The 17,138-nt window shown below is 43.8% G+C and carries 20 protein-coding genes; 12 read left to right on the forward strand and 8 right to left on the reverse strand.

The window, feature by feature from the left end; all coding sequences use genetic code 11:
• The first annotated feature begins 1 nt into the window (after window position 1).
• The 5 genes from AC0YOD_RS22945 to AC0YOD_RS22965 all read left to right on the forward strand — a co-directional run bounded on the left by AC0YOD_RS22945 (window position 2) and on the right by AC0YOD_RS22965 (window position 7,971).
• A complete protein-coding gene (locus AC0YOD_RS22945; protein ID WP_475801654.1) occupies window positions 2–949 on the forward strand; it encodes a polysaccharide pyruvyl transferase family protein in 948 nt (315 codons plus the stop codon).
• 76 nt (window positions 950–1,025) lie between these two features.
• Entirely contained in the window at window positions 1,026–2,396 is a 1,371-nt protein-coding gene (locus AC0YOD_RS22950) for a sugar phosphate nucleotidyltransferase (RefSeq protein WP_475801655.1), read from the forward strand.
• A 30-nt stretch (window positions 2,397–2,426) separates the two neighbouring features.
• A complete protein-coding gene (locus AC0YOD_RS22955; RefSeq protein ID WP_475801656.1) occupies window positions 2,427–3,767 on the forward strand; it encodes a UDP-glucose dehydrogenase family protein in 1,341 nt (446 codons plus the stop codon).
• Between the two features lie 29 nt (window positions 3,768–3,796).
• A complete protein-coding gene (locus AC0YOD_RS22960) occupies window positions 3,797–7,042 on the forward strand; it encodes a hypothetical protein (protein WP_475801657.1) in 3,246 nt (1,081 codons plus the stop codon).
• A gap of 77 nt (window positions 7,043–7,119) precedes the next feature.
• A complete protein-coding gene (locus AC0YOD_RS22965) occupies window positions 7,120–7,971 on the forward strand; it encodes a hypothetical protein (RefSeq protein ID WP_475801658.1) in 852 nt (283 codons plus the stop codon).
• A 2-nt stretch (window positions 7,972–7,973) separates the two neighbouring features.
• Here the strand turns inward: AC0YOD_RS22965 and AC0YOD_RS22970 are convergent, their stop codons facing one another.
• Together AC0YOD_RS22970 and AC0YOD_RS22975 are read right to left on the reverse strand one after the other, a co-directional pair.
• Window positions 7,974–8,333 carry a helix-turn-helix domain-containing protein gene (locus AC0YOD_RS22970; RefSeq protein WP_475801659.1) on the reverse strand — a complete coding sequence of 120 codons (360 nt, stop codon included), beginning with the start codon at window positions 8,331–8,333 and terminating at the stop codon, window positions 7,974–7,976.
• Window positions 8,334–8,466: 133 nt separating this feature from the next.
• Window positions 8,467–9,642 (reverse strand): hypothetical protein, encoded by a 1,176-nt coding sequence (locus tag AC0YOD_RS22975; RefSeq protein ID WP_475801660.1) that lies wholly within the window; start codon window positions 9,640–9,642, stop codon window positions 8,467–8,469.
• 185 nt (window positions 9,643–9,827) lie between these two features.
• Between AC0YOD_RS22975 and AC0YOD_RS22980 the strand changes: the two genes are divergently transcribed.
• Together AC0YOD_RS22980 and AC0YOD_RS22985 are read left to right on the forward strand one after the other, a co-directional pair.
• Window positions 9,828–10,754: a VanW family protein gene (locus AC0YOD_RS22980; RefSeq protein ID WP_475801661.1), complete on the forward strand. Its 927-nt coding sequence runs from the start codon at window positions 9,828–9,830 to the stop codon at window positions 10,752–10,754.
• 218 nt (window positions 10,755–10,972) lie between these two features.
• Window positions 10,973–11,260, forward strand: a complete 288-nt coding sequence (locus AC0YOD_RS22985) for a HesB/YadR/YfhF family protein (RefSeq protein WP_475801662.1) — start codon at window positions 10,973–10,975, stop codon at window positions 11,258–11,260.
• Between the two features lie 203 nt (window positions 11,261–11,463).
• Here the strand turns inward: AC0YOD_RS22985 and AC0YOD_RS22990 are convergent, their stop codons facing one another.
• On the reverse strand, window positions 11,464–12,201 hold the full coding sequence (locus AC0YOD_RS22990; RefSeq protein WP_475801663.1) for a Crp/Fnr family transcriptional regulator: 738 nt from the start codon (window positions 12,199–12,201) through the stop codon (window positions 11,464–11,466).
• Between the two features lie 301 nt (window positions 12,202–12,502).
• On the opposite strand from AC0YOD_RS22990, the gene AC0YOD_RS22995 reads away from it, so the two are divergent.
• From AC0YOD_RS22995 to AC0YOD_RS23005, 3 genes are all read left to right on the forward strand, one after another.
• Entirely contained in the window at window positions 12,503–13,285 is a 783-nt protein-coding gene (locus AC0YOD_RS22995) for a formate/nitrite transporter family protein (RefSeq protein WP_475801664.1), read from the forward strand.
• Window positions 13,282–14,202 (forward strand): L-lactate dehydrogenase, encoded by a 921-nt coding sequence (locus AC0YOD_RS23000; RefSeq protein ID WP_475801665.1) that lies wholly within the window; start codon window positions 13,282–13,284, stop codon window positions 14,200–14,202. The genes AC0YOD_RS22995 and AC0YOD_RS23000 overlap by 4 nt, the downstream gene beginning before the upstream one ends.
• A gap of 64 nt (window positions 14,203–14,266) precedes the next feature.
• Complete coding sequence (locus AC0YOD_RS23005) at window positions 14,267–14,797, forward strand: DoxX family protein (RefSeq protein ID WP_475801666.1); 531 nt, start codon at window positions 14,267–14,269, stop codon at window positions 14,795–14,797.
• 83 nt (window positions 14,798–14,880) lie between these two features.
• Here the strand turns inward: AC0YOD_RS23005 and AC0YOD_RS23010 are convergent, their stop codons facing one another.
• The 4 genes from AC0YOD_RS23010 to AC0YOD_RS23025 form a co-directional block, all read right to left on the reverse strand.
• Window positions 14,881–14,991 carry a YjcZ family sporulation protein gene (locus tag AC0YOD_RS23010; protein WP_475801667.1) on the reverse strand — a complete coding sequence of 37 codons (111 nt, stop codon included), beginning with the start codon at window positions 14,989–14,991 and terminating at the stop codon, window positions 14,881–14,883.
• Window positions 14,992–15,163: 172 nt separating this feature from the next.
• Window positions 15,164–15,256, reverse strand: a complete 93-nt coding sequence (yjcZ, locus tag AC0YOD_RS23015) for a sporulation protein YjcZ (RefSeq protein ID WP_475801668.1) — start codon at window positions 15,254–15,256, stop codon at window positions 15,164–15,166.
• 133 nt (window positions 15,257–15,389) lie between these two features.
• Window positions 15,390–15,578, reverse strand: coding sequence for a hypothetical protein (locus tag AC0YOD_RS23020; RefSeq protein WP_475801669.1), 189 nt, complete (start codon window positions 15,576–15,578; stop codon window positions 15,390–15,392).
• A 347-nt stretch (window positions 15,579–15,925) separates the two neighbouring features.
• A complete protein-coding gene (locus AC0YOD_RS23025) occupies window positions 15,926–16,108 on the reverse strand; it encodes a hypothetical protein (protein WP_475801670.1) in 183 nt (60 codons plus the stop codon).
• Between the two features lie 277 nt (window positions 16,109–16,385).
• Between AC0YOD_RS23025 and AC0YOD_RS23030 the strand changes: the two genes are divergently transcribed.
• Window positions 16,386–16,595 carry a helix-turn-helix domain-containing protein gene (locus tag AC0YOD_RS23030; RefSeq protein ID WP_475801671.1) on the forward strand — a complete coding sequence of 70 codons (210 nt, stop codon included), beginning with the start codon at window positions 16,386–16,388 and terminating at the stop codon, window positions 16,593–16,595.
• A 34-nt stretch (window positions 16,596–16,629) separates the two neighbouring features.
• On the forward strand, window positions 16,630–16,923 hold the full coding sequence (locus tag AC0YOD_RS23035) for a 4a-hydroxytetrahydrobiopterin dehydratase (RefSeq protein ID WP_475801672.1): 294 nt from the start codon (window positions 16,630–16,632) through the stop codon (window positions 16,921–16,923).
• Between the two features lie 81 nt (window positions 16,924–17,004).
• Here the strand turns inward: AC0YOD_RS23035 and AC0YOD_RS23040 are convergent, their stop codons facing one another.
• Window positions 17,005–17,133, reverse strand: a complete 129-nt coding sequence (locus tag AC0YOD_RS23040) for a DUF6254 family protein (RefSeq protein WP_475801673.1) — start codon at window positions 17,131–17,133, stop codon at window positions 17,005–17,007.
• Window positions 17,134–17,138 lie beyond the last annotated feature (5 nt).

Here is a 17,138-nt window from a genome sequence, read left to right on the forward strand (position 1 = left end):
CATGCCAATGGAATTGAGTACTCACCCTATGGATGTATTGAAAGACCAACTGCGTCAAATTTTGAATGTGATACCGCAAGGCTCAAGCATTTATTATATCGACTATCCCGTTCATAGCAACGGCGGGGACCTGCTGATTATGAAGGGCACGGAGGCATTTTTTAAAGACTATAACATTCGGGTTCAAGCGCGTTACAGTGTGCTCGACTTTCCTGACTCACTATTGATTCCGAGGGATGCAATCATCGTGCTGCATGGGGGCGGGAATTTCGGAGATCTCTATCCAGCTCATCAGAAGCTGCGTGAAAAGATTATTGCGGGTTATCCCCATAATCGTATCGTTATTCTTCCTCAAACGATCTTCTATGACAAGGAATCGGAATTTGAACGCACAGCGCAAATATTCAATAAGCATAAGGACGTCCATCTCTTTGTTCGAGATACACTGTCCTACCATATGGCGGCGCAGAAGTTTACAACCTGCAACCTCTACTTATCACCTGATATGGCGCATCAGCTTTGGCCGATTTTGTCCAAGAGCAGCCCGGGGAAGGAGCTTCTCTGCTTCTTCCGTACAGATATCGAGAAAACGAGAGAGCAGGAGCAGCTTGAGAGAACGGGGCGAGGCGATTATCTGGACTGGACCTCCCTTTACAACCGAGTGGAGAAAAAGTCGATCAATATGATCGTTCGAATGATGACCAAAGGTAGCGGGCCGCTGCCGATGCATCTGATTTGGAATAAATATACCGATTATCTCGTGGACAAAGCAGTCAAGCGCTTTAGCAGCTATCAAAATGTACAAACCTCAAGGCTGCATGGACATATTTTGTCCTGCTTGATGGACAAGCCTAATACGCTGCTGGATAACTCTTACGGAAAAAATTCCAATTACTATAACACATGGACCAGCGGCATTGAGTCGGCAAAGCTAGTAGTAAAAAGTTAAGCGCTTTGAAGTGAGCTTTTGTTGCGAAGAAAATACAAGGTAGCATCGCTTCACAAAACTTTCAGGAGGTATCACCATGAAAATAGTTCTTCTTTCAGGCGGATCGGGTAAGCGGTTATGGCCGTTATCGAATGAGTCGCGGTCCAAGCAGTTTTTGAAGGTGTTAAAAAATGCAGACGGCGAACGGGAATCCATGGTTCAGCGTGTATGGGGTCAAATATCGAGCGCTGGATTGGGCGGACATGCTTACATTGCAACCAGCAAGCCACAGGTTGAAATGATTCACAGTCAGCTTGGCAGCGAGATAGAAGTCATCGTTGAACCAGAAAGAAGAGATACTTTTCCCGCTATCGCGCTTGCGGCAACCTACCTCTATTCGGTTCAAGGCGTCAGCTTGAACGAGACGGTTGTGGTGATGCCGGTTGATCCGTATGTGGACGAATCCTTTTTTCACAAAACGAAGGAGCTTGAAGGTGTGCTGAATGAGTCTGGTGCAGATCTTGCCTTGATGGGTGTAAAGCCGACCTATCCTTCCGAGAAATACGGTTATATCGTTCCCTCTGCTCATGGAGAAGGAGAATCCTCTTATGTAAATGTGCACAGCTTTAGAGAAAAACCACGCGAGGCAGAAGCCGTAGCGATGATTGAGCAAGCTGCTTTGTGGAACTGCGGCGTGTTTGCATTCAAGCTTGATTTTCTCATTAATATATTGATTGCGAATGAATTCCCGATTCAGTACGACGAGATGCTGAAGCAATACGGCAGACTGCCAAAGAATAGCTTTGACTATGAAATTGTAGAGAAATCCAATCATATCGTTGCCCTCTCCTATGAGGGAGATTGGAAGGACCTTGGAACGTGGAACACATTGACGGAGGAAATTGAAACGTCATTAATCGGCAAAGGCATCATTACGGAGGACTCCATTAATACGCATGTCATCAATGAGCTTGATATTCCCATTACGCTTTTGAATTTATCGAATGTCATTGTAGCGGCAAGTCCTGACGGGATTCTCGTTTCTGACAAAGCATCAAGTCCGATGATCAAAGAGGTAATGAAGCATTCAGATCAACGTCCTATGTATGAGGAACGGCGCTGGGGACGTTACCGCGTGCTTGATTATTTGAAGTATCCGGATGGTAAAGAAGTGCTGACCAAAAGAATTTGTATCTCAGCAGGCCAGAATTTGAGCTACCAGTATCATCTGCTTAGAGACGAAGTATGGACAGTTGTAAGCGGCAGCGGAGAGATGGTGCTTAACGGCAAACAATTTGCTGTAAATGCAGGCGATGTGCTCGTTATTTCGAAGGACAGCAGACATAGTCTTCGTGCAGATACAGAGATGGACATCATTGAGGTGCAGACCGGATCAGAGCTTATTGAAGAGGATATTGTAAGGCTTGCTTTTAAATGGGATGAGATTCTTGAATTCTGTTCAGTATAAATGAGCGAACCTAAGAGAGGAGTGGTAAGAATGAACATTACAGTTATCGGAACGGGCTATGTCGGTCTCGTATCAGGTGTCTGCTATGCGGAGCTTGGCAATCGGGTCATTTGCGTGGATAAGGATGCTGATAAAATTGCGACCCTGAATGCCGGCGGCATTCCTATCTATGAACCAGGCTTGAAGGAACTGGCTGCGGCGAATCGCTTAGCAGGAAAGCTTTCGTTCACGACTGATTTATCCAGTGCGGTTCAACAATCCGACATGATTATACTGGCAGTCGGAACACCTCCGCTTCCAAATGGAGAAGCTAATCTAGCATACATTAATGGCGCGGCTATTGAAGTTGCAGAAGCGATGAACGGATACAAAATCATTGCTGTAAAAAGCACAGTTCCCGTTGGAACGAATGAGCGGATTGGAAACTTAATACGTGAATATACGAATGAGAGATTCGACAGCATCTCATTGCCGGAGTTTTTGAGAGAGGGCTCTGCAATTGAGGATACGCTTCATCCAGACCGAATTGTGATAGGAGCAGAGAACCAAAGCGCAGCAGAAATGATGCGTCAGCTGCATGAGCCGCTAACCCATCAAATCATTGTGACAGATATTCGCAGCGCAGAAATGATTAAATATGCGTCCAATGCGTTTCTAGCAACCAAAATATCATTTATCAATGAGATTGCTAATATTTGCGAGAAAGTCGGCGCGGATGTAACACAGGTAGCGGAAGGAATGGGCTATGACAAACGAATCGGCCCGTCATTTCTCAAAGCAGGGATCGGCTATGGAGGTTCCTGCTTTCCTAAGGATACCAGTGCTCTTATTCAAATTGCCGGGCATGTTGATTATGAATTCAAGCTGCTGCGTTCCGTAGTGGAAGTGAATCAGGATCAACGCTGGAACGTTATTCGCAAATTAGAGACGATTTTTAACGGACAACTAAGAGGGAAAACCGTTGCAATATGGGGATTGGCGTTTAAGCCGAATACCGATGATGTGCGAGATTCACCTGCAGTGGAAATTATTCGCCACCTCGTCGATAACGGCGTGAAGGTGAAGGCCTATGATCCTATTGCGATGGAAAACTTTCAAAGCTTCTATAAAATTGCTGGGGTAGAGTGGTGCCAGCACGCTTTGGAAACAGCTAAGGATGCCGATGCGCTTTGCCTGCTGACAGAATGGGATGAATTTACAACTGTCGACCTCGGATTGCTGCAAACGATAATGAAGCGTCCGATTCTTATAGATGGTAGAAATGTATTTAAAGAGGAACATTTACTAGGTACTGATTTTATCTATTATTCTGTAGGTCGACCAAGCTTAACCCAAGGTGTAAGAGAGAAGATGCCTGTTCTATTATTTTAATCCAAAACTATTAAGATGAGGTGAACGAAATGACGTTTAGAAGAAAAGCAACGATTACCGCCCTAGCGGCTTCTATGCTGGCTACTTCATTTGCGGGATTTCCGTTAAGCGAGAAGGGGCTGGCGGAGAAGCTCGGGTTAGTCAGTGTGGCAAATGCAGCTTCGGCAGAGCTGCCTTCAAGTGCCTTTTTGGATAGATTGAATCAGTTGCATGCTGCGCTTGCTGCCGGTGATCCTGTCGACGTACAGGAGGTTAGAAATTTACGTGATGAAATCGCGAGTCTTGATGAGACAAAGAATGCAAAGCTGCTTGATCCAATATGGAATAAAATTAGTCCAAAGCTTCCAGAATCGGTTGATCAAGAAGCGCTTAAGGCTAGCTTGTTCCGAATTATTAAGGCAGTTGGTTCCATTCAATATGATCCTGGCGCTTCAAATTTGGAAGCCATACGAACGAACCCTGAGTATCGTGCAACGCTGAAGACGATTGCAGCACTAGGCGGTGATGCCAACATTACCATTGATGATTTTCTAGTGTTTCTGTTTGGTGACGGGGGCAGCCGCAAGGGCGTAGAAGGAACCATTCGTGATCAGCTTGCAGGAATGTCTTCCATGCAGCTCATGCTGCTGCTCGGAAATAAGGGTGGCATTGTTACTGTTTTGCTTCAATCGATGGAGCAGCTGCTAGGCAAAACGGAAGATTACAAGTTTAGCTCTATCCTTAGCAAATTAGACATAACCCCTCAGGATGTTAGGGCAACCGTTCTTAACTTCCAGAATAAGCTTCAAAAGGATGAACCGGCAATCAGTGCGATGACGGTAGCCTATTTCCGCTCAGCGTCTCAGGAGTCCGTGAAGATTAGTGAGGATGGACTTCAGCATAAATATACACTCAAGGTATTTGGTGTTGAAGTGCCGGCTGCTGTGCTGACTTGGAGCAAATCCTCTGGCAGTTCGGAAATAACAGTTGCGGCTAATGGTACCGTTACGATTCCAGCGGGCACAGGGAAAGCTTCAGCGGTTATTCAAGCGAAGCTGATGAATCCATATGGCGGATCAGCAAAGGTTGTTTTTGAAAAGGAAATTACGTTCGATAGAGGAGAAGAAGAGGGTAACGGCTCATTCCCATCTGAACAATTTCTTGCACGCATGAACAAGCTGTATGCCGCGCTAGCTGCAGGCGATTCAGCTGATTTGCAGGACGTCAGAAACTTTAGGGATGAGATAGCAGGCCTAGATGCAGGAGTTGGTCAGGCACTGCTTGCGCCGGTTTGGAGCAAAATTGCTCAAAAGCTGCCCGCGACTGCAGATCAAGCGAAGCTGAAGAAGAGCTTGTTCGATTTGATTCAAGCAATTGGTTCCGTTACGTACGACCCTACTGCATCTGGTCTTGAAGCGATTCGTACGAATCCAGAATATCGCGCTACTCTGAAAGAAATTGCAGCCGCCGGCGGCGGTCAAAATCTAGTGATGGATGACTTCCTCGTATTTTTGTTCGGAGACGGGAAATCGCTTAAAGGTGTAGAAGGTACCGTAAGAGAGAAGCTTGCTAGCTTGTCATCGACGGAATTGCTTCGTTTGCTTGGGAACAGTAAAGGAATAACAGAGGTTCTATTTGGTGCTATGCAGCAGTTGCTAGGGGAAACGGAAGACTACAAGTTGAGCTCGATTTTGAACGGACTTGGCGTTGCTCCGCAAGATGTGCTGCTGACAGCAGCTAATTTCCAACAGAAGCTGCAAAAGGATGAGCCTGCTATAAATGCGTTGACAGTTGCTTACATGCGTTCTGAGTCTACGGAAGAGGTAGTCGTAAGCAAGGATGGCCGCGAGCATGATTATAAACTGAAGATTCTCGGTATCGAAGTTCCAGCACTTGCACTGAAGTGGAGCAAAGTATCAGGCAGCAAGGATATAACAGTACTTGCAAACGGTAAGGTTACGCTAGCTAAGAAAGTGCCAAGCGCATCCGCTGTTATTGAAGCTAGACTTTTAAACCCTTACGGCGGAGAGGCTAAAGTCATATTCAAGAAAGAAGTGAAGCTGGAAGCGGTAAAATCAGAAGGGGCTGTCTTCCCTGAGGAGCCGTTCTTTGCGAGAATGACTAAGCTGTATGCTGCGCTAGAGGCAGGCGGTGCTTCCAAGGTTAAGGATGTACTCAACCTGAAGAAGGAAATCGCAGGGCTTGATCCCGTGAAGGATCAAGGCTTGATTGATCCAATCTGGAATAAGGTATCTCCAAATCTTCCGGACACGATTGATAAAGCGCAGTTGAAGACAGGGTTATTTGCAATCGTAAAGGCAGTTGGTTACTTCCAATACATGCCTACAGCGGCAGATCTGGAAGGGCTGCGAAATAATGCAGAAGCTCAGGCTATACTTAGTCTGCTAGCGGAAGCTGGTGGCGTTGATGCGCTTACGATTGATGATTTTCTCATCCTTATGTTTGGCGACGGTGCCGAGCTAAAAGGAATTAGTGGAACAGTAAGCGATAAAATAGCCGGAATGAAATCAACAGAACTGGCTAAGCTGCTTCGTGATAAAGACAATATGGAAGAGCTCAATCAAGAAGCGATGAACACCGTTTTGTCTAAAACGGACGAGTATGCATTAAGTGATGCGCTGAATAATCTTGGTGTGAAATCGGCGGATGTGCAATCCACTATTAAAAAGATCAAATCGAAGCTGAAAAAAGATGATGCAGCAATTACGGCATTGAATGTGGCATATGTTCGTTCTGAAGCGGTACCGACTGTGAAAGTTTCAGAGAAGGGCAGCCAACATGATTATGGCTTAACGCTTCTAGGTGTTGAAATTCCTTCATCCAGCTTGAAATGGGAGAGAGTATCCGGAAGCAAGGATATTTCTGTGACGTCCCAAGGAAAGGTGACCTTAGCGAAAAAAGCTGACAAAGGAACGGCGGTCATCCAAGCTACGCTAAGTCATGCCTTCGGCGATGGCGGACAGGTTATTTTCAAGCAAGAGGTGACACTCAGCAAGGATACCGGTGGAATCGATGATCCTACAGTTGCTTTAAATCAAATATTGAAGGAATTAGACGTCAAAATTGCGGAAATAGCGAAGAAGCTGGACGCAGCAAAAAATAATAAGCAAAAAGTAGATTTAATTATGGATTCCGTAATCCTTGGCAATGAAGCGGTTACTGCAATCAATAAAGTGAATACAACTACTATTATTAAATTAAAAGCAATAACTGAAGCAAAGCTCAAGGTTAATAAAATGATTTTGCTCATTATCAAAGATTTAATGAGCTTCTAAGCACGAGCCAGCCTTTCTTCTCTTCAGAGAATGAAGGCTGGCCTATTTCTTGAACAGAAGGTGGTGTCCCGCTAATAATGGAACATAAACATAAACGAAAGAAAAGAAGGCATCGCTTACAGAAACCGGATGCTATTAATATTATATTGGCTTCGTTAGCAGTGGTATTGGTGGCCGCATGGGGCGGCTTGCATTGGAAGGATTCATCCAAGACTGAAACGGTACATGCGAGCAGCGGTGAGATCGTATATCTGGATCTCGATGCTCCAAAACCGGTTACCCCAGGCCAGAAGAACGGGGCAGCGGAAACCGATAAATTACCGCCTAAAGGCGATGGGACAGTTATTCCTGATCCGAATGCTTCTCAATCAGAAGAAGAACCAGCTCTCAGTGGAGATGGAGACAGTGATGCAACTGTCCTGCCTAAGCCTGCTCAGACTGTTGATGGGACAAAGGATAAAGATAAGAATACGAGCAACACAGGAGGAAGTAAGCCGACGAGCCCTGCAAAACCAGATCCTGCTCCAAGCAAGAAGCCGGATGTTGAAGCTCCAGCAGGGAATGAAGGACCAAGCACACCAGCTACACCTCCTCCTGTTAGTGAAACCCAGCAATATGAGCAAGAAATTATAGGCATTCAAGCTGCTTGCACACAGGAAATGAACGAGGTTTTGGTAAGTGCTCAAGAAAGTATGAAGGAGCTGGATGGAAATGATCCCTATGCGATTTTGGCATTGCATGATCAATGGGCGAAGGCATTAGGGGATTCAGGAACCTCATGTGATGTTAAATTCCAAGGGGTTATTCAAAACGCGGAAAAAGCCTCTGTCTCGTCAAAGGTTATTGAGGGATGGAAAGAATCTTACAGCACGTTGATGAATGAGCTTAAGAGCGAGTTTGAAACCAAATTGAATCAATATATTATGTAGTGTTACTCCCCATCCTTTGGCAAGGTGCGGTCACGAAGAACACGTTCAAGCAAATTGCGGATCAAATCGAGGTCGTCCTTTTCCAAAGGAACCCCATCCCAATGAAGCTGCTCGTAATTTAAATATTCTTTGGCATTATGATTGAGTTCCGCAGGTGGTTCTGGATAATCGGTCAGTCCTAGAAGATAATCAGCCGATGTACGAAGCTTTCGTGCTATCGTTTGTATGGATTCCAGTGTTGGCTGCCGATATCCAGACTCATATCCTGCGTAGGTGCTCTTTGCAACACCTAAGTAATCAGCTACTTCCTGCATCGTTAATTTCCTCTTCTTTCGGAGCTGCTTTAACCGCTTCTCGAACATTGCAAAACCCCCTCCCATATCCAATATCTATTGTATTTCGCAACCAGCGAACGATATCTACTCTCTCTAGTAAATGCAAACATAATTATAGCATGTCTACCAGTTGGTTGCACAAGGTTGGGGTGTCTTGCCATCAATCTTGGACATCTGCAAATCGCCAAGGCGAGTTTTTCGATGCTCGGGTGAAGCTGAATAGATAATGACTGCTGCGAGGAGAATGGTTTTGCTTCTCAAGCATAATAGGTAAACGAACCTCAGCAGTTAAGCTTTCATTAAATGGATCTAATTGAAGGGAATCATCAGAACCCTTGGATTTAGGCGGTTTCTGTTCACGAATGGAGCGGATTGATTCTAGCTCCTTCACAAAATAGTCGAGTTTTTCTTGGGACAATCCCGTCGATAGCTGTTCAAGCAATTCCTTGTCCCCATGATCCATCACTTCAATAAAGGTTCTAGCTAGTATTCGCGGTGGGGCAGAATCGAAATAGCTTGTTAAATTGCCAGCTGCTTTGTTAACCATTAGCTGATGGGCAATATCGGGCTGATCGGATTTATGCGTGCTGCTTAAATTGAAATGGATGCAAAAGTGTCCTGAAAAAGCATTCTCCGGTATACCATCTCCGCCATGCGGCATACCATTCATAGATGCTGCCATGTAATCATGACCTGCATGAATGAGAACCGCCTTCCGCTTCCAGCTCCAGTGATCATTATAAATTTGTTTCATAATTGCTGTGTCCTTCTTCGTCATTGGCTGTACATCCGCATGATCGCTTCCGGCACGTCTTTGTACTTGAAAAGTAAGGCCGCTCTCGATATCGGTCACGCTAAATATACTTTTATTCGGAATAATGTGCTTTGCCTCATCCCAAGGAATCATTTTTCCATAATGCTGAGAACGAGCAATTGCCGCTAATTTCAGAAGCTTATCTGCCCCTTGCTTCGGTAATTTGATTCGTTCTAACTTGGCTGTATCCCATAGATCGCCTGTTTGCTCTAGACGGAAATGCACTGTGCCATTCGTGTGATGCAGGCTGATAGCAATATCGGGGTAAAATACTCCGGCAGCTCCAGTCTCACGGGATGCATTCTTCAAAGCTGCCGTTATGACATTGCTTTCAAAATCCAGTTCACTAACATAAGCGGCATGTTGGCTTGAACGAACGGTAATCGTGAATGCGGCTGCCTCTGGTTTTACCGATTTTTTGAGAGCATGTACATGCTCTTGCTGAGCTAAGAGGAGTATGTAAAATAGCATCGCCGTCCATATAGCGGTTAAATGCTTTAATTTAATTCTGTTCTTTTTCATTGCATTTCCTCCATCATCATTTTAATTAAAAACATCGTATGATCAGAACGGATGAACAATTGCGTTCTTCCTATTTTCAGCTAACCAATCAAAAAATATGTGAATCGTAAATGTGCATGCGTAGAAGAAATTAAACTCATACTATTCGGGGTAAGAAAGACTGAAGGAGATGAGTGATCATTGCGATGCATATTATTTTAGCCGTTTTATTTCTATTTACGGGGGTGGAGTTGCCCGGAAATCTTATGGTTGAGCTGCAAGGCGAACATATCGCAAATGTCGATAGATCGCATTACACACAGCCGCTGCCTGGTGTACCTATTGTAATCGAAAGCAGATTAAATAAATTAATGGATGAGATCGAGATGCGTGTTCGCCGCGAGCCAGTTAATGCTGTTCTGGATGGGAACGGTAGAATACAATCGGAGAAAACAGGAAGCAAGCTTGATCGGGAAGCTTTTAAGCTGCAATTCCATCATTTTATTTATGAGGGAGCCCCAGCAAAGATCGAAGTACCCTTATTGCCCGTGTACCCGAAGGTGGACAGCGAGCTGCTGTCGACGATAAAAGTAAAGAAGATCGGTCAATATTCTACATATTACAATTCAAATAATAAAAATCGGTCTTATAACATCGGACTCTCTGCGAAAGCAATTAACAATCATGTCGTGTTCCCTGGCGAGTCCTTCTCCTTCAATGGAGTAGTAGGTAAACGTACGAAGGAGAAGGGATATCTTCGTGCACCTGTAATCGTTAGAGGAGAGGTATCTGAGGATATTGGAGGAGGAATCTGTCAGACCTCATCCACCTTGTTCAATGCTGTTGATCGTGCAGGCTTACAGATCGTAAAGCGTTACTCCCATAGCAAAAATGTACCTTATGTACCTTCAGGACGTGATGCTACAGTGAGCTGGTATGGACCTGATTTTGTATTCCAGAATAAGTACAATCAGCCGATTCTCATACGTGCCTTTGCGAACGCCGGGACAATGAGTATCGCTATTTACTCGTCTGATGATATTGATGTTAAGACTAGGGAAGTACCTAATGCATCTAGAAAGCTGCCGGAAGAAATCAAAACAGAGATGGATGCGAGCGGCATTAAACCTTAGCAGTGTAATCAATTAAGAGGCAAGACAGACCATACAGAATTGAGTATATAGCCGCATAAATAGCCATGCTCCGTATTTATTGAATCGGGGGATGGCTATTTATGATTATTGAGCTTCTTCTACCGCGTTATTTGATCAAAGGTTGACAGCAATGAGCGAATTGGTGATGATGGAGTAGTACACGAGTTTCCATAACGTTATGAAGGAGCTGGCAGGCGATGAAATTAGTGGTGGAGAAGACGGCAGCACGCTGGTACAAATCGGAAATGGAATTGACGGATGGAGACTATGTGCGCATTTATGTCCGCCTTGGCGGCTGTGGAAGTGTTCATCCAGGTCTGTCACTTGGTGTCATTAAGGAATCCCCAAGGAGTATTGGCATAAGTGAAGTGGTCGATGGCATAACTTATTTTATTGAAGCGGATAATTTATGGTATCTAGAAAATAAATCACTGCGTATCTCGTTTGATGAGAAATACGAGGAGATTGAAATGACCGTGGCGTAAGTGATGCACAAATTAACTGCATAAGCGGAACGCGATAAGCTGTGTTTATCGCCATTATTCATACATGAAAAGGAAGAGCATCTATCCCTGTTGATTGAACAGAGGTTAGGTGCTCTTTCTATATGTTGAAAAACACTCTCTATCTATAACCCTCACGCTGTTTTTCTCCTCTTCATTCCTATTTAATTAGAGTGATCGCAAGATCATACCCGACAAATTTCAACAGGGCAGTGCTCGCATCTGCATGCATGACGGAGATGGTTCATATCTTTAATGATAATGTTGCCGTTTTTGATATCGATGACTTCCGATTTGCGCATATCGTTAAGAAGACGATTGACGCTCTCCCTCGTAGCTCCTATCATCTCTGCCAGATCCATATTGGTTGCCTTGTAGTTAATGACCGTATAGCTTCCATGCTGTATGCCATAGGAGTTACTCATCCGAATAAGCAGGGAACAGAGAGCACCAGGCTTGCCGTATAGCAGCAGGTCTCTGAATTTGGCTTGTGTCATTCGGTACATAGCGCCCATCCATCTCATGAACTCAATGGCTAGATCACCGTTATGGAGAAGCAGTCTCTCCAAATCTCTTTGTTCAATGACTCCAAATTCAGACTCCTCAATGACTTCGGCACTGAAGGCTTGGAGTGAAGGCTGGAATGGTGTGATTTGTCCGAATAAATCACCTGTATGATGGAGATAAAGCGTAATTTTATTTCCTGTATCCGTTGTTTTGGTCAGCTTCACGCGGCCTTTTCTGACAAAATACATATATTCTGCGGATTCGCCCTCTTGGAATAGATGACCGTTAGTCTCTACTTTTTTTGTTTGCATAATGCTCTTGAGTAACTGGAAGTTCTCTTTGGTGAAGAAAGCTTCCGCTCCCTCTTCCTTCTTCCTATTCCCGTCCTGCAGAAGTGTATATGCACCAACAGCCATTGCAGCCAGCCCCTCTCATCGTTTCTCTTCCTTCTATTCTAAATGGATAACGTTCTCGCGAATATCAGGGAAGCTCCCCATTATTAGCGTAATTATTGCGTGATACCCTGAGACATATTTCAGGGAATTCCCCGACATACAAATGGATAATATTTCCCTAGAATAAGGGTATGGAAAGCGAAACAACACATCAACGACAAACATCAAGCACATGCATACGATACGACTTTTGTTAAACAAAACGGTGAACCGATCTCATATGAATCACCTTTTGCAAGACAAAAAGTTAGGAGGTCTATTAGTGGAACATGCTCCTTTAAGAAAGGTTGAACAGCTTGCTCTGAAGAAGCAAAAAGTTTACATGTCAAGCAAGCTGCGATATATATTGCGATCCATGTTAGCCAGTATGTTTATTGGCTTCGGCGTAATCGTAGCATTCAAAACGGGTAGCTTCTTCTACGTCGAACACAGTCCGCTAACCTATCCAATGGCGGCAATAACATTTGGCGCAGCTATTATTCTGATCAATTACGGCGGCGGAGATCTTTTTACAGGCAACACCTTTTACTTCACGTTTACGGCGCTGCGCGGCAAGATGAGCTGGAAAAATGTTGTGAAGCTATGGTGTACCAGCTACGCCGGCAATTTTCTAGGAGCAGTCGCTTTTGCTCTTCTGATCTGGTCTACCGGATTATTCAAGGATGCATCGGTTAACGGTTTTTTGCTCAGCGTGGTTGAGAAGAAGCTTCATGCACCGGTACTGGAATTGTTTTTCAGAGGATTGCTTTGTAATTGGCTGGTTTGCTTAGCATTTTTCGTGCCAATGTCGCTTAGGGGAGATGGGCCAAAGCTGTTCGCCATGATGCTGTTCGTATTCTGCTTCTTCATTTCAGGCTACGAGCACAGTATTGCAAATTTATGTACCTTCGCTATTGCACTTGTGCTGAATCATCCGGGTACCATTTCACTAGAGGGTATGATTCATAACCTGGTGCCTGTGACGCTCGGCAATCTGTTTGGCGGTTCAATCCTTATGGGATATATGTACTATTACGTAAATAAACCATTTGAAGAGGCGGAATGAATATGAAAAAGACAAGAGTAGTAGTAATCGGTGTAGGAGCGGTTGGTTCCACAACAGCATATACGTTATTGCTTCGCAGCAGAATGGATGAGCTTGTCCTGATTGATGCGAATGCTGGAAAAGCGGTTGGCGATGCATTAGATATGAACCACGGCATGCCTTTCCTAGGGCAAACAAAAGTATGGGCAGGGACTTATGAGGATTGCAAGGGCGCAGATATTGTTATTATTACCGCAGGTGCAGCGCAAAAGCCTGGTGAACCGCGCCTCAACTTATTGAAACGAAACATCGCTATTTATGAGAGCATTGTCTCCGAAGTTTTGAAGTATAACGATAATGGCATCCTGCTTATTGCAACTAATCCAGTTGATATTATGAGTTACTTCTGCTGGCAGAAGTCGGGCTGGCCGACAAACCGAGTTATTGGTTCTGGTACGATTCTCGACAGTGCACGCTTCCGTTATCTCATCGGCGAGAAATTGCAGCTTGACCCGCGCAGCGTTCATGCTCACATCATTGGGGAGCATGGAGACTCCGAGCTTCCTGTTTGGAGCTTAGCCAATGTGGCTGGTTCGCAGCTTAATCTTAGTGAAGAAGAAAAGTCGGATATTTTCTTGCATACGAGAGATGCAGCTTATGAAATTATTGAAGCGAAGGGTGCAACTTACTATGCAATAGCGCTTGCGCTTGACCGTATCGTAACAGCTATTTTGCGTAATGAATCGGCGGTACTAAACGTGTCTACGCTAGTTGAAAATTATCATGGCCTATCCGATGTGTACATGGGCGTTCCTTGTGTGGTAGACCGTCAAGGGGTTAGAGAGGTACTTGATATTCCCATTACGGAGGAAGAAAAAGCGCTGCTGCACCGTTCGGCGAACAAGCTCAAGGAGCTAATCGAAACGATCTCGGTTTAACTGTTATAAACCTATAGAGGCAACAAGAGATGTTGAGGCTTTTCAAAAAAAGGAGCGGATTATTATGTTATTCAAATGGTTGAGAGAGAATAAATATGCTGCAGGCTTATTGCTTTTGATACGTGTTTACTTGGGATGGGAGTGGATGAGTGCCGGATGGCATAAGCTCCAAAGCGGATTTGATGCAAGTGGATTTCTAAAAGCTGCGGTAGGAAGCCCGGTGGTAGACAAAGGAACAAATGAACTTGTATATCCAACCTTCACTGCATTCGTAGAGCATTTTGCACTGCCAAACGCAAAGATCATTAACTTCGTTATTCCATTAGGCGAGTTCTTAGTTGGATTGGGACTTATTCTAGGAGCACTTACTACACTTGCTGCATTCTTTGGTCTCTTGATGAACTTCATGTTTATGTTCGCTGGAACCGTATCGACTAACCCATGGATGATGCTGATCGGAATGATCATATTGGTAGCCGGAGCAAATGCGGGTAAATTCGGACTAGATATAATCGTTCTGCCATATGTACGAAAGCTGTTCAATAAATTCAGGAAAGATAATGGTACAGTCAGCGATAAAACCATTGTTCGTTAAATACGGTAACAAAAAAGATCCACTGCTTAGTTCTAAGCAGTGGATCTTTTATTTTCGCCTTTCGGCCATTTAAACATTATTTATTAGTAACCGCCACCGAAAATTCCACAGCTGCAAGAAATAATCACCAACAGAATAAACAATACAAGAATAAAACCAATGTTGTGATTTGCACCGCCAACTAATCCTGACATTAAACATTCACCTCCTTGCGTCTTGCGTACTCTGTAAGTTATGCACGACTGGAGCTTTGTGACTGGATATTTGTTACGTAGTGACATTTGCCCCGGATGATTCGCCTATTTGATTAAGTCAAACCAATAGGCTCTGGCAATGAGCCTATTGGTTCAGCTATTAGAGGTATTATTAGATGTGGCAGCTACGGGAGATAATCACCAACAAAATAAACAGTACAAGAATAAAACCAATACTATTTACACCACCAACTGATCCAGACATTAAACATTCACCTCCTTGCAATTATCATTCAAAGCAAATTTAATATGGCTAGAGTTTAATAATGGGTAGATGGATGTGGTTGATCGTTTAGCGTATATACTGGCAGGAATGAAGTCAGTTAACAGTTGAGTTTTTAGTAGCCGCAACCGCAGCTATTGCCTCCGACATTACTTCTTTCATTTCTTTTCTCATGATGATTTTCGTTGCTTCTGTCATTGATGCTCTCATTGCGTCTCTCGTTACGGCCTAATACGCCGCAGCTACAAGCGACAATGACAAGTAGAATGAAAAGAACTAGGATAGTACCAACATTATGGGACATTATTCTAAAACCTCCTCTTAATTGACTACTCTATAAGATATGATTGATATCATTTTTTGATTGTGCGTTTGTTACAGAGACATATTATCAATGCCATTAGTCTAGTGAATGAAGATTGGTAGAAGAGGCTATTCCCTGGGGAACAATTACCAATGACGACAGCTACAAGCGATGATCACCAACAAAATAAACAATACAAGAATAGTACCAATGTTATTGTTTACACCACGAACAGAATCAGACATTCTACATTCACCTCCTTTACGTACTCCTTTAAAAATAGGTTAAACATTGCTAGAGCCTAGCGACTGGTTATTTGGTAAGGGAGAAGAAGATTAACTACAATATTAGTAGCCTGTGCCGCAACCGCCTACATAGCCTCTTTCGTCGCTTCTTTCGTTTCTTTTCTCGTTGCGACTTCCATTGCTTCTGTTATTGTTTCTCTCATTACGGCCTAAGACGCTACCACTGCAAGCGATAATTACTAATAAAATGAAAAGAACTAGGATAGTACCAACATTATGAGACATTATTTTAAAACCTCCTCTTAATTGACTACTCTATAAGATATGATTGGATATCATTTTTTGATTGTGTGTTTGTTACAGAGACATATTATCAATGTCATTAGTCTAGCAATTGAAGGTAGATTTTAATTACCATATGCATCGATGCCAATAGCCCAAACAAAAAAAGCTGGCGCCAGTTGAATCATACGTAGGCTATCAGCTTATTACGGGTATAATAGAAAGATCTTATTATGGGTACAATGAAAGGATAAGGTTGAATGATTGGAGGATTTATACAATGAAAATAGAGCTAGGCAGCTGCTTGCTTCAGCAGCGCTTAAATGATAGAGGCATCTCGCGAGAGCAGCTGGCGCAAACTTTACTTGTTAAACCTGAACGAATAGGTGATTATATAGAGAACAAGCGTATAATGCCTCTTAAAGTAGCGATCTCTATTGCCGACACCATTAATTGTGATGTGCTTGATCTGTATGAATTGCATCGATAAATGAAAACATAAGCTATTTAAGGAGGGGAAACGAATGAAGCTGACAGAGGATCAAATCGTAGAGAGTCTGAATGCAGTAGAGGGATGGAAGCGGGAAGATGGCAAGTGGATCGTAAAAAAGTATCGTTTCCGTACCTTTTTAGATGCTGTCGCATTTGTAAACCTTGCTGCGCAAGCCTCTGAAGGGTTGAATCATCACCCCTTTATAGCTATCGATTATAAAATGGTAACACTCCGCATGACTACCTGGCATGATGGGGGGCTGACAGCGCTTGATTTTACGGCTGCTGCAGCGTTTGATCATGCTTATAAACAGCTTGCAATATAACCGCTCATATTATGCATGAACGAATAAAAATACTCCATCCCAAGCCTTGCGGCGGGGTGGAGTATTTGTTTTCATTCAACACTATTGCTTCGTTTTTGATTGATCGACTTCCTGACTGATTTCTTCAAGCGACTTTACTTTACCATGCGGCTGCTGGTTATGCTTTCGCTGATGCCAAGCATTTTCACGGCGACTTTTGGATGATGTCATCGCTT

The sequence above is a fragment of the Paenibacillus sp. J31P13 genome (assembly GCF_056269295.1).

Excerpts from the sequence above, each read along its gene's own strand:
- AC0YOD_RS23010 (WP_475801667.1), bottom strand. The coding sequence starts at position 14,991 with ATGTCAGGATTAGTTGGCGGTGCAAATCACAACATTGGTTTTATTCTT.
- yjcZ (WP_475801668.1), bottom strand. The coding sequence starts at position 15,256 with ATGTCTGGATCAGTTGGTGGTGTAAATAGTATTGGTTTTATTCTTGTA.
- AC0YOD_RS22980 (WP_475801661.1), top strand. The coding sequence starts at position 9,828 with ATGCATATTATTTTAGCCGTTTTATTTCTATTTACGGGGGTGGAGTTG.
- AC0YOD_RS23025 (WP_475801670.1), bottom strand. The coding sequence starts at position 16,108 with ATGTCTCATAATGTTGGTACTATCCTAGTTCTTTTCATTTTATTAGTA.
- AC0YOD_RS23030 (WP_475801671.1), top strand. The coding sequence starts at position 16,386 with ATGAAAATAGAGCTAGGCAGCTGCTTGCTTCAGCAGCGCTTAAATGAT.
- AC0YOD_RS22970 (WP_475801659.1), bottom strand. The coding sequence starts at position 8,333 with ATGTTCGAGAAGCGGTTAAAGCAGCTCCGAAAGAAGAGGAAATTAACG.
- AC0YOD_RS22945 (WP_475801654.1), top strand. The coding sequence starts at position 2 with ATGCCAATGGAATTGAGTACTCACCCTATGGATGTATTGAAAGACCAA.
- AC0YOD_RS22955 (WP_475801656.1), top strand. The coding sequence starts at position 2,427 with ATGAACATTACAGTTATCGGAACGGGCTATGTCGGTCTCGTATCAGGT.
- AC0YOD_RS22965 (WP_475801658.1), top strand. The coding sequence starts at position 7,120 with ATGGAACATAAACATAAACGAAAGAAAAGAAGGCATCGCTTACAGAAA.
- AC0YOD_RS23000 (WP_475801665.1), top strand. The coding sequence starts at position 13,282 with ATGAATATGAAAAAGACAAGAGTAGTAGTAATCGGTGTAGGAGCGGTT.
- AC0YOD_RS23020 (WP_475801669.1), bottom strand. The coding sequence starts at position 15,578 with ATGTCCCATAATGTTGGTACTATCCTAGTTCTTTTCATTCTACTTGTC.
- AC0YOD_RS22990 (WP_475801663.1), bottom strand. The coding sequence starts at position 12,201 with ATGGCTGTTGGTGCATATACACTTCTGCAGGACGGGAATAGGAAGAAG.
- AC0YOD_RS23005 (WP_475801666.1), top strand. The coding sequence starts at position 14,267 with ATGTTATTCAAATGGTTGAGAGAGAATAAATATGCTGCAGGCTTATTG.
- AC0YOD_RS22950 (WP_475801655.1), top strand. The coding sequence starts at position 1,026 with ATGAAAATAGTTCTTCTTTCAGGCGGATCGGGTAAGCGGTTATGGCCG.
- AC0YOD_RS22960 (WP_475801657.1), top strand. The coding sequence starts at position 3,797 with ATGACGTTTAGAAGAAAAGCAACGATTACCGCCCTAGCGGCTTCTATG.
- AC0YOD_RS22985 (WP_475801662.1), top strand. The coding sequence starts at position 10,973 with ATGAAATTAGTGGTGGAGAAGACGGCAGCACGCTGGTACAAATCGGAA.
- AC0YOD_RS23035 (WP_475801672.1), top strand. The coding sequence starts at position 16,630 with ATGAAGCTGACAGAGGATCAAATCGTAGAGAGTCTGAATGCAGTAGAG.
- AC0YOD_RS23040 (WP_475801673.1), bottom strand. The coding sequence starts at position 17,133 with ATGACATCATCCAAAAGTCGCCGTGAAAATGCTTGGCATCAGCGAAAG.
- AC0YOD_RS22975 (WP_475801660.1), bottom strand. The coding sequence starts at position 9,642 with ATGAAAAAGAACAGAATTAAATTAAAGCATTTAACCGCTATATGGACG.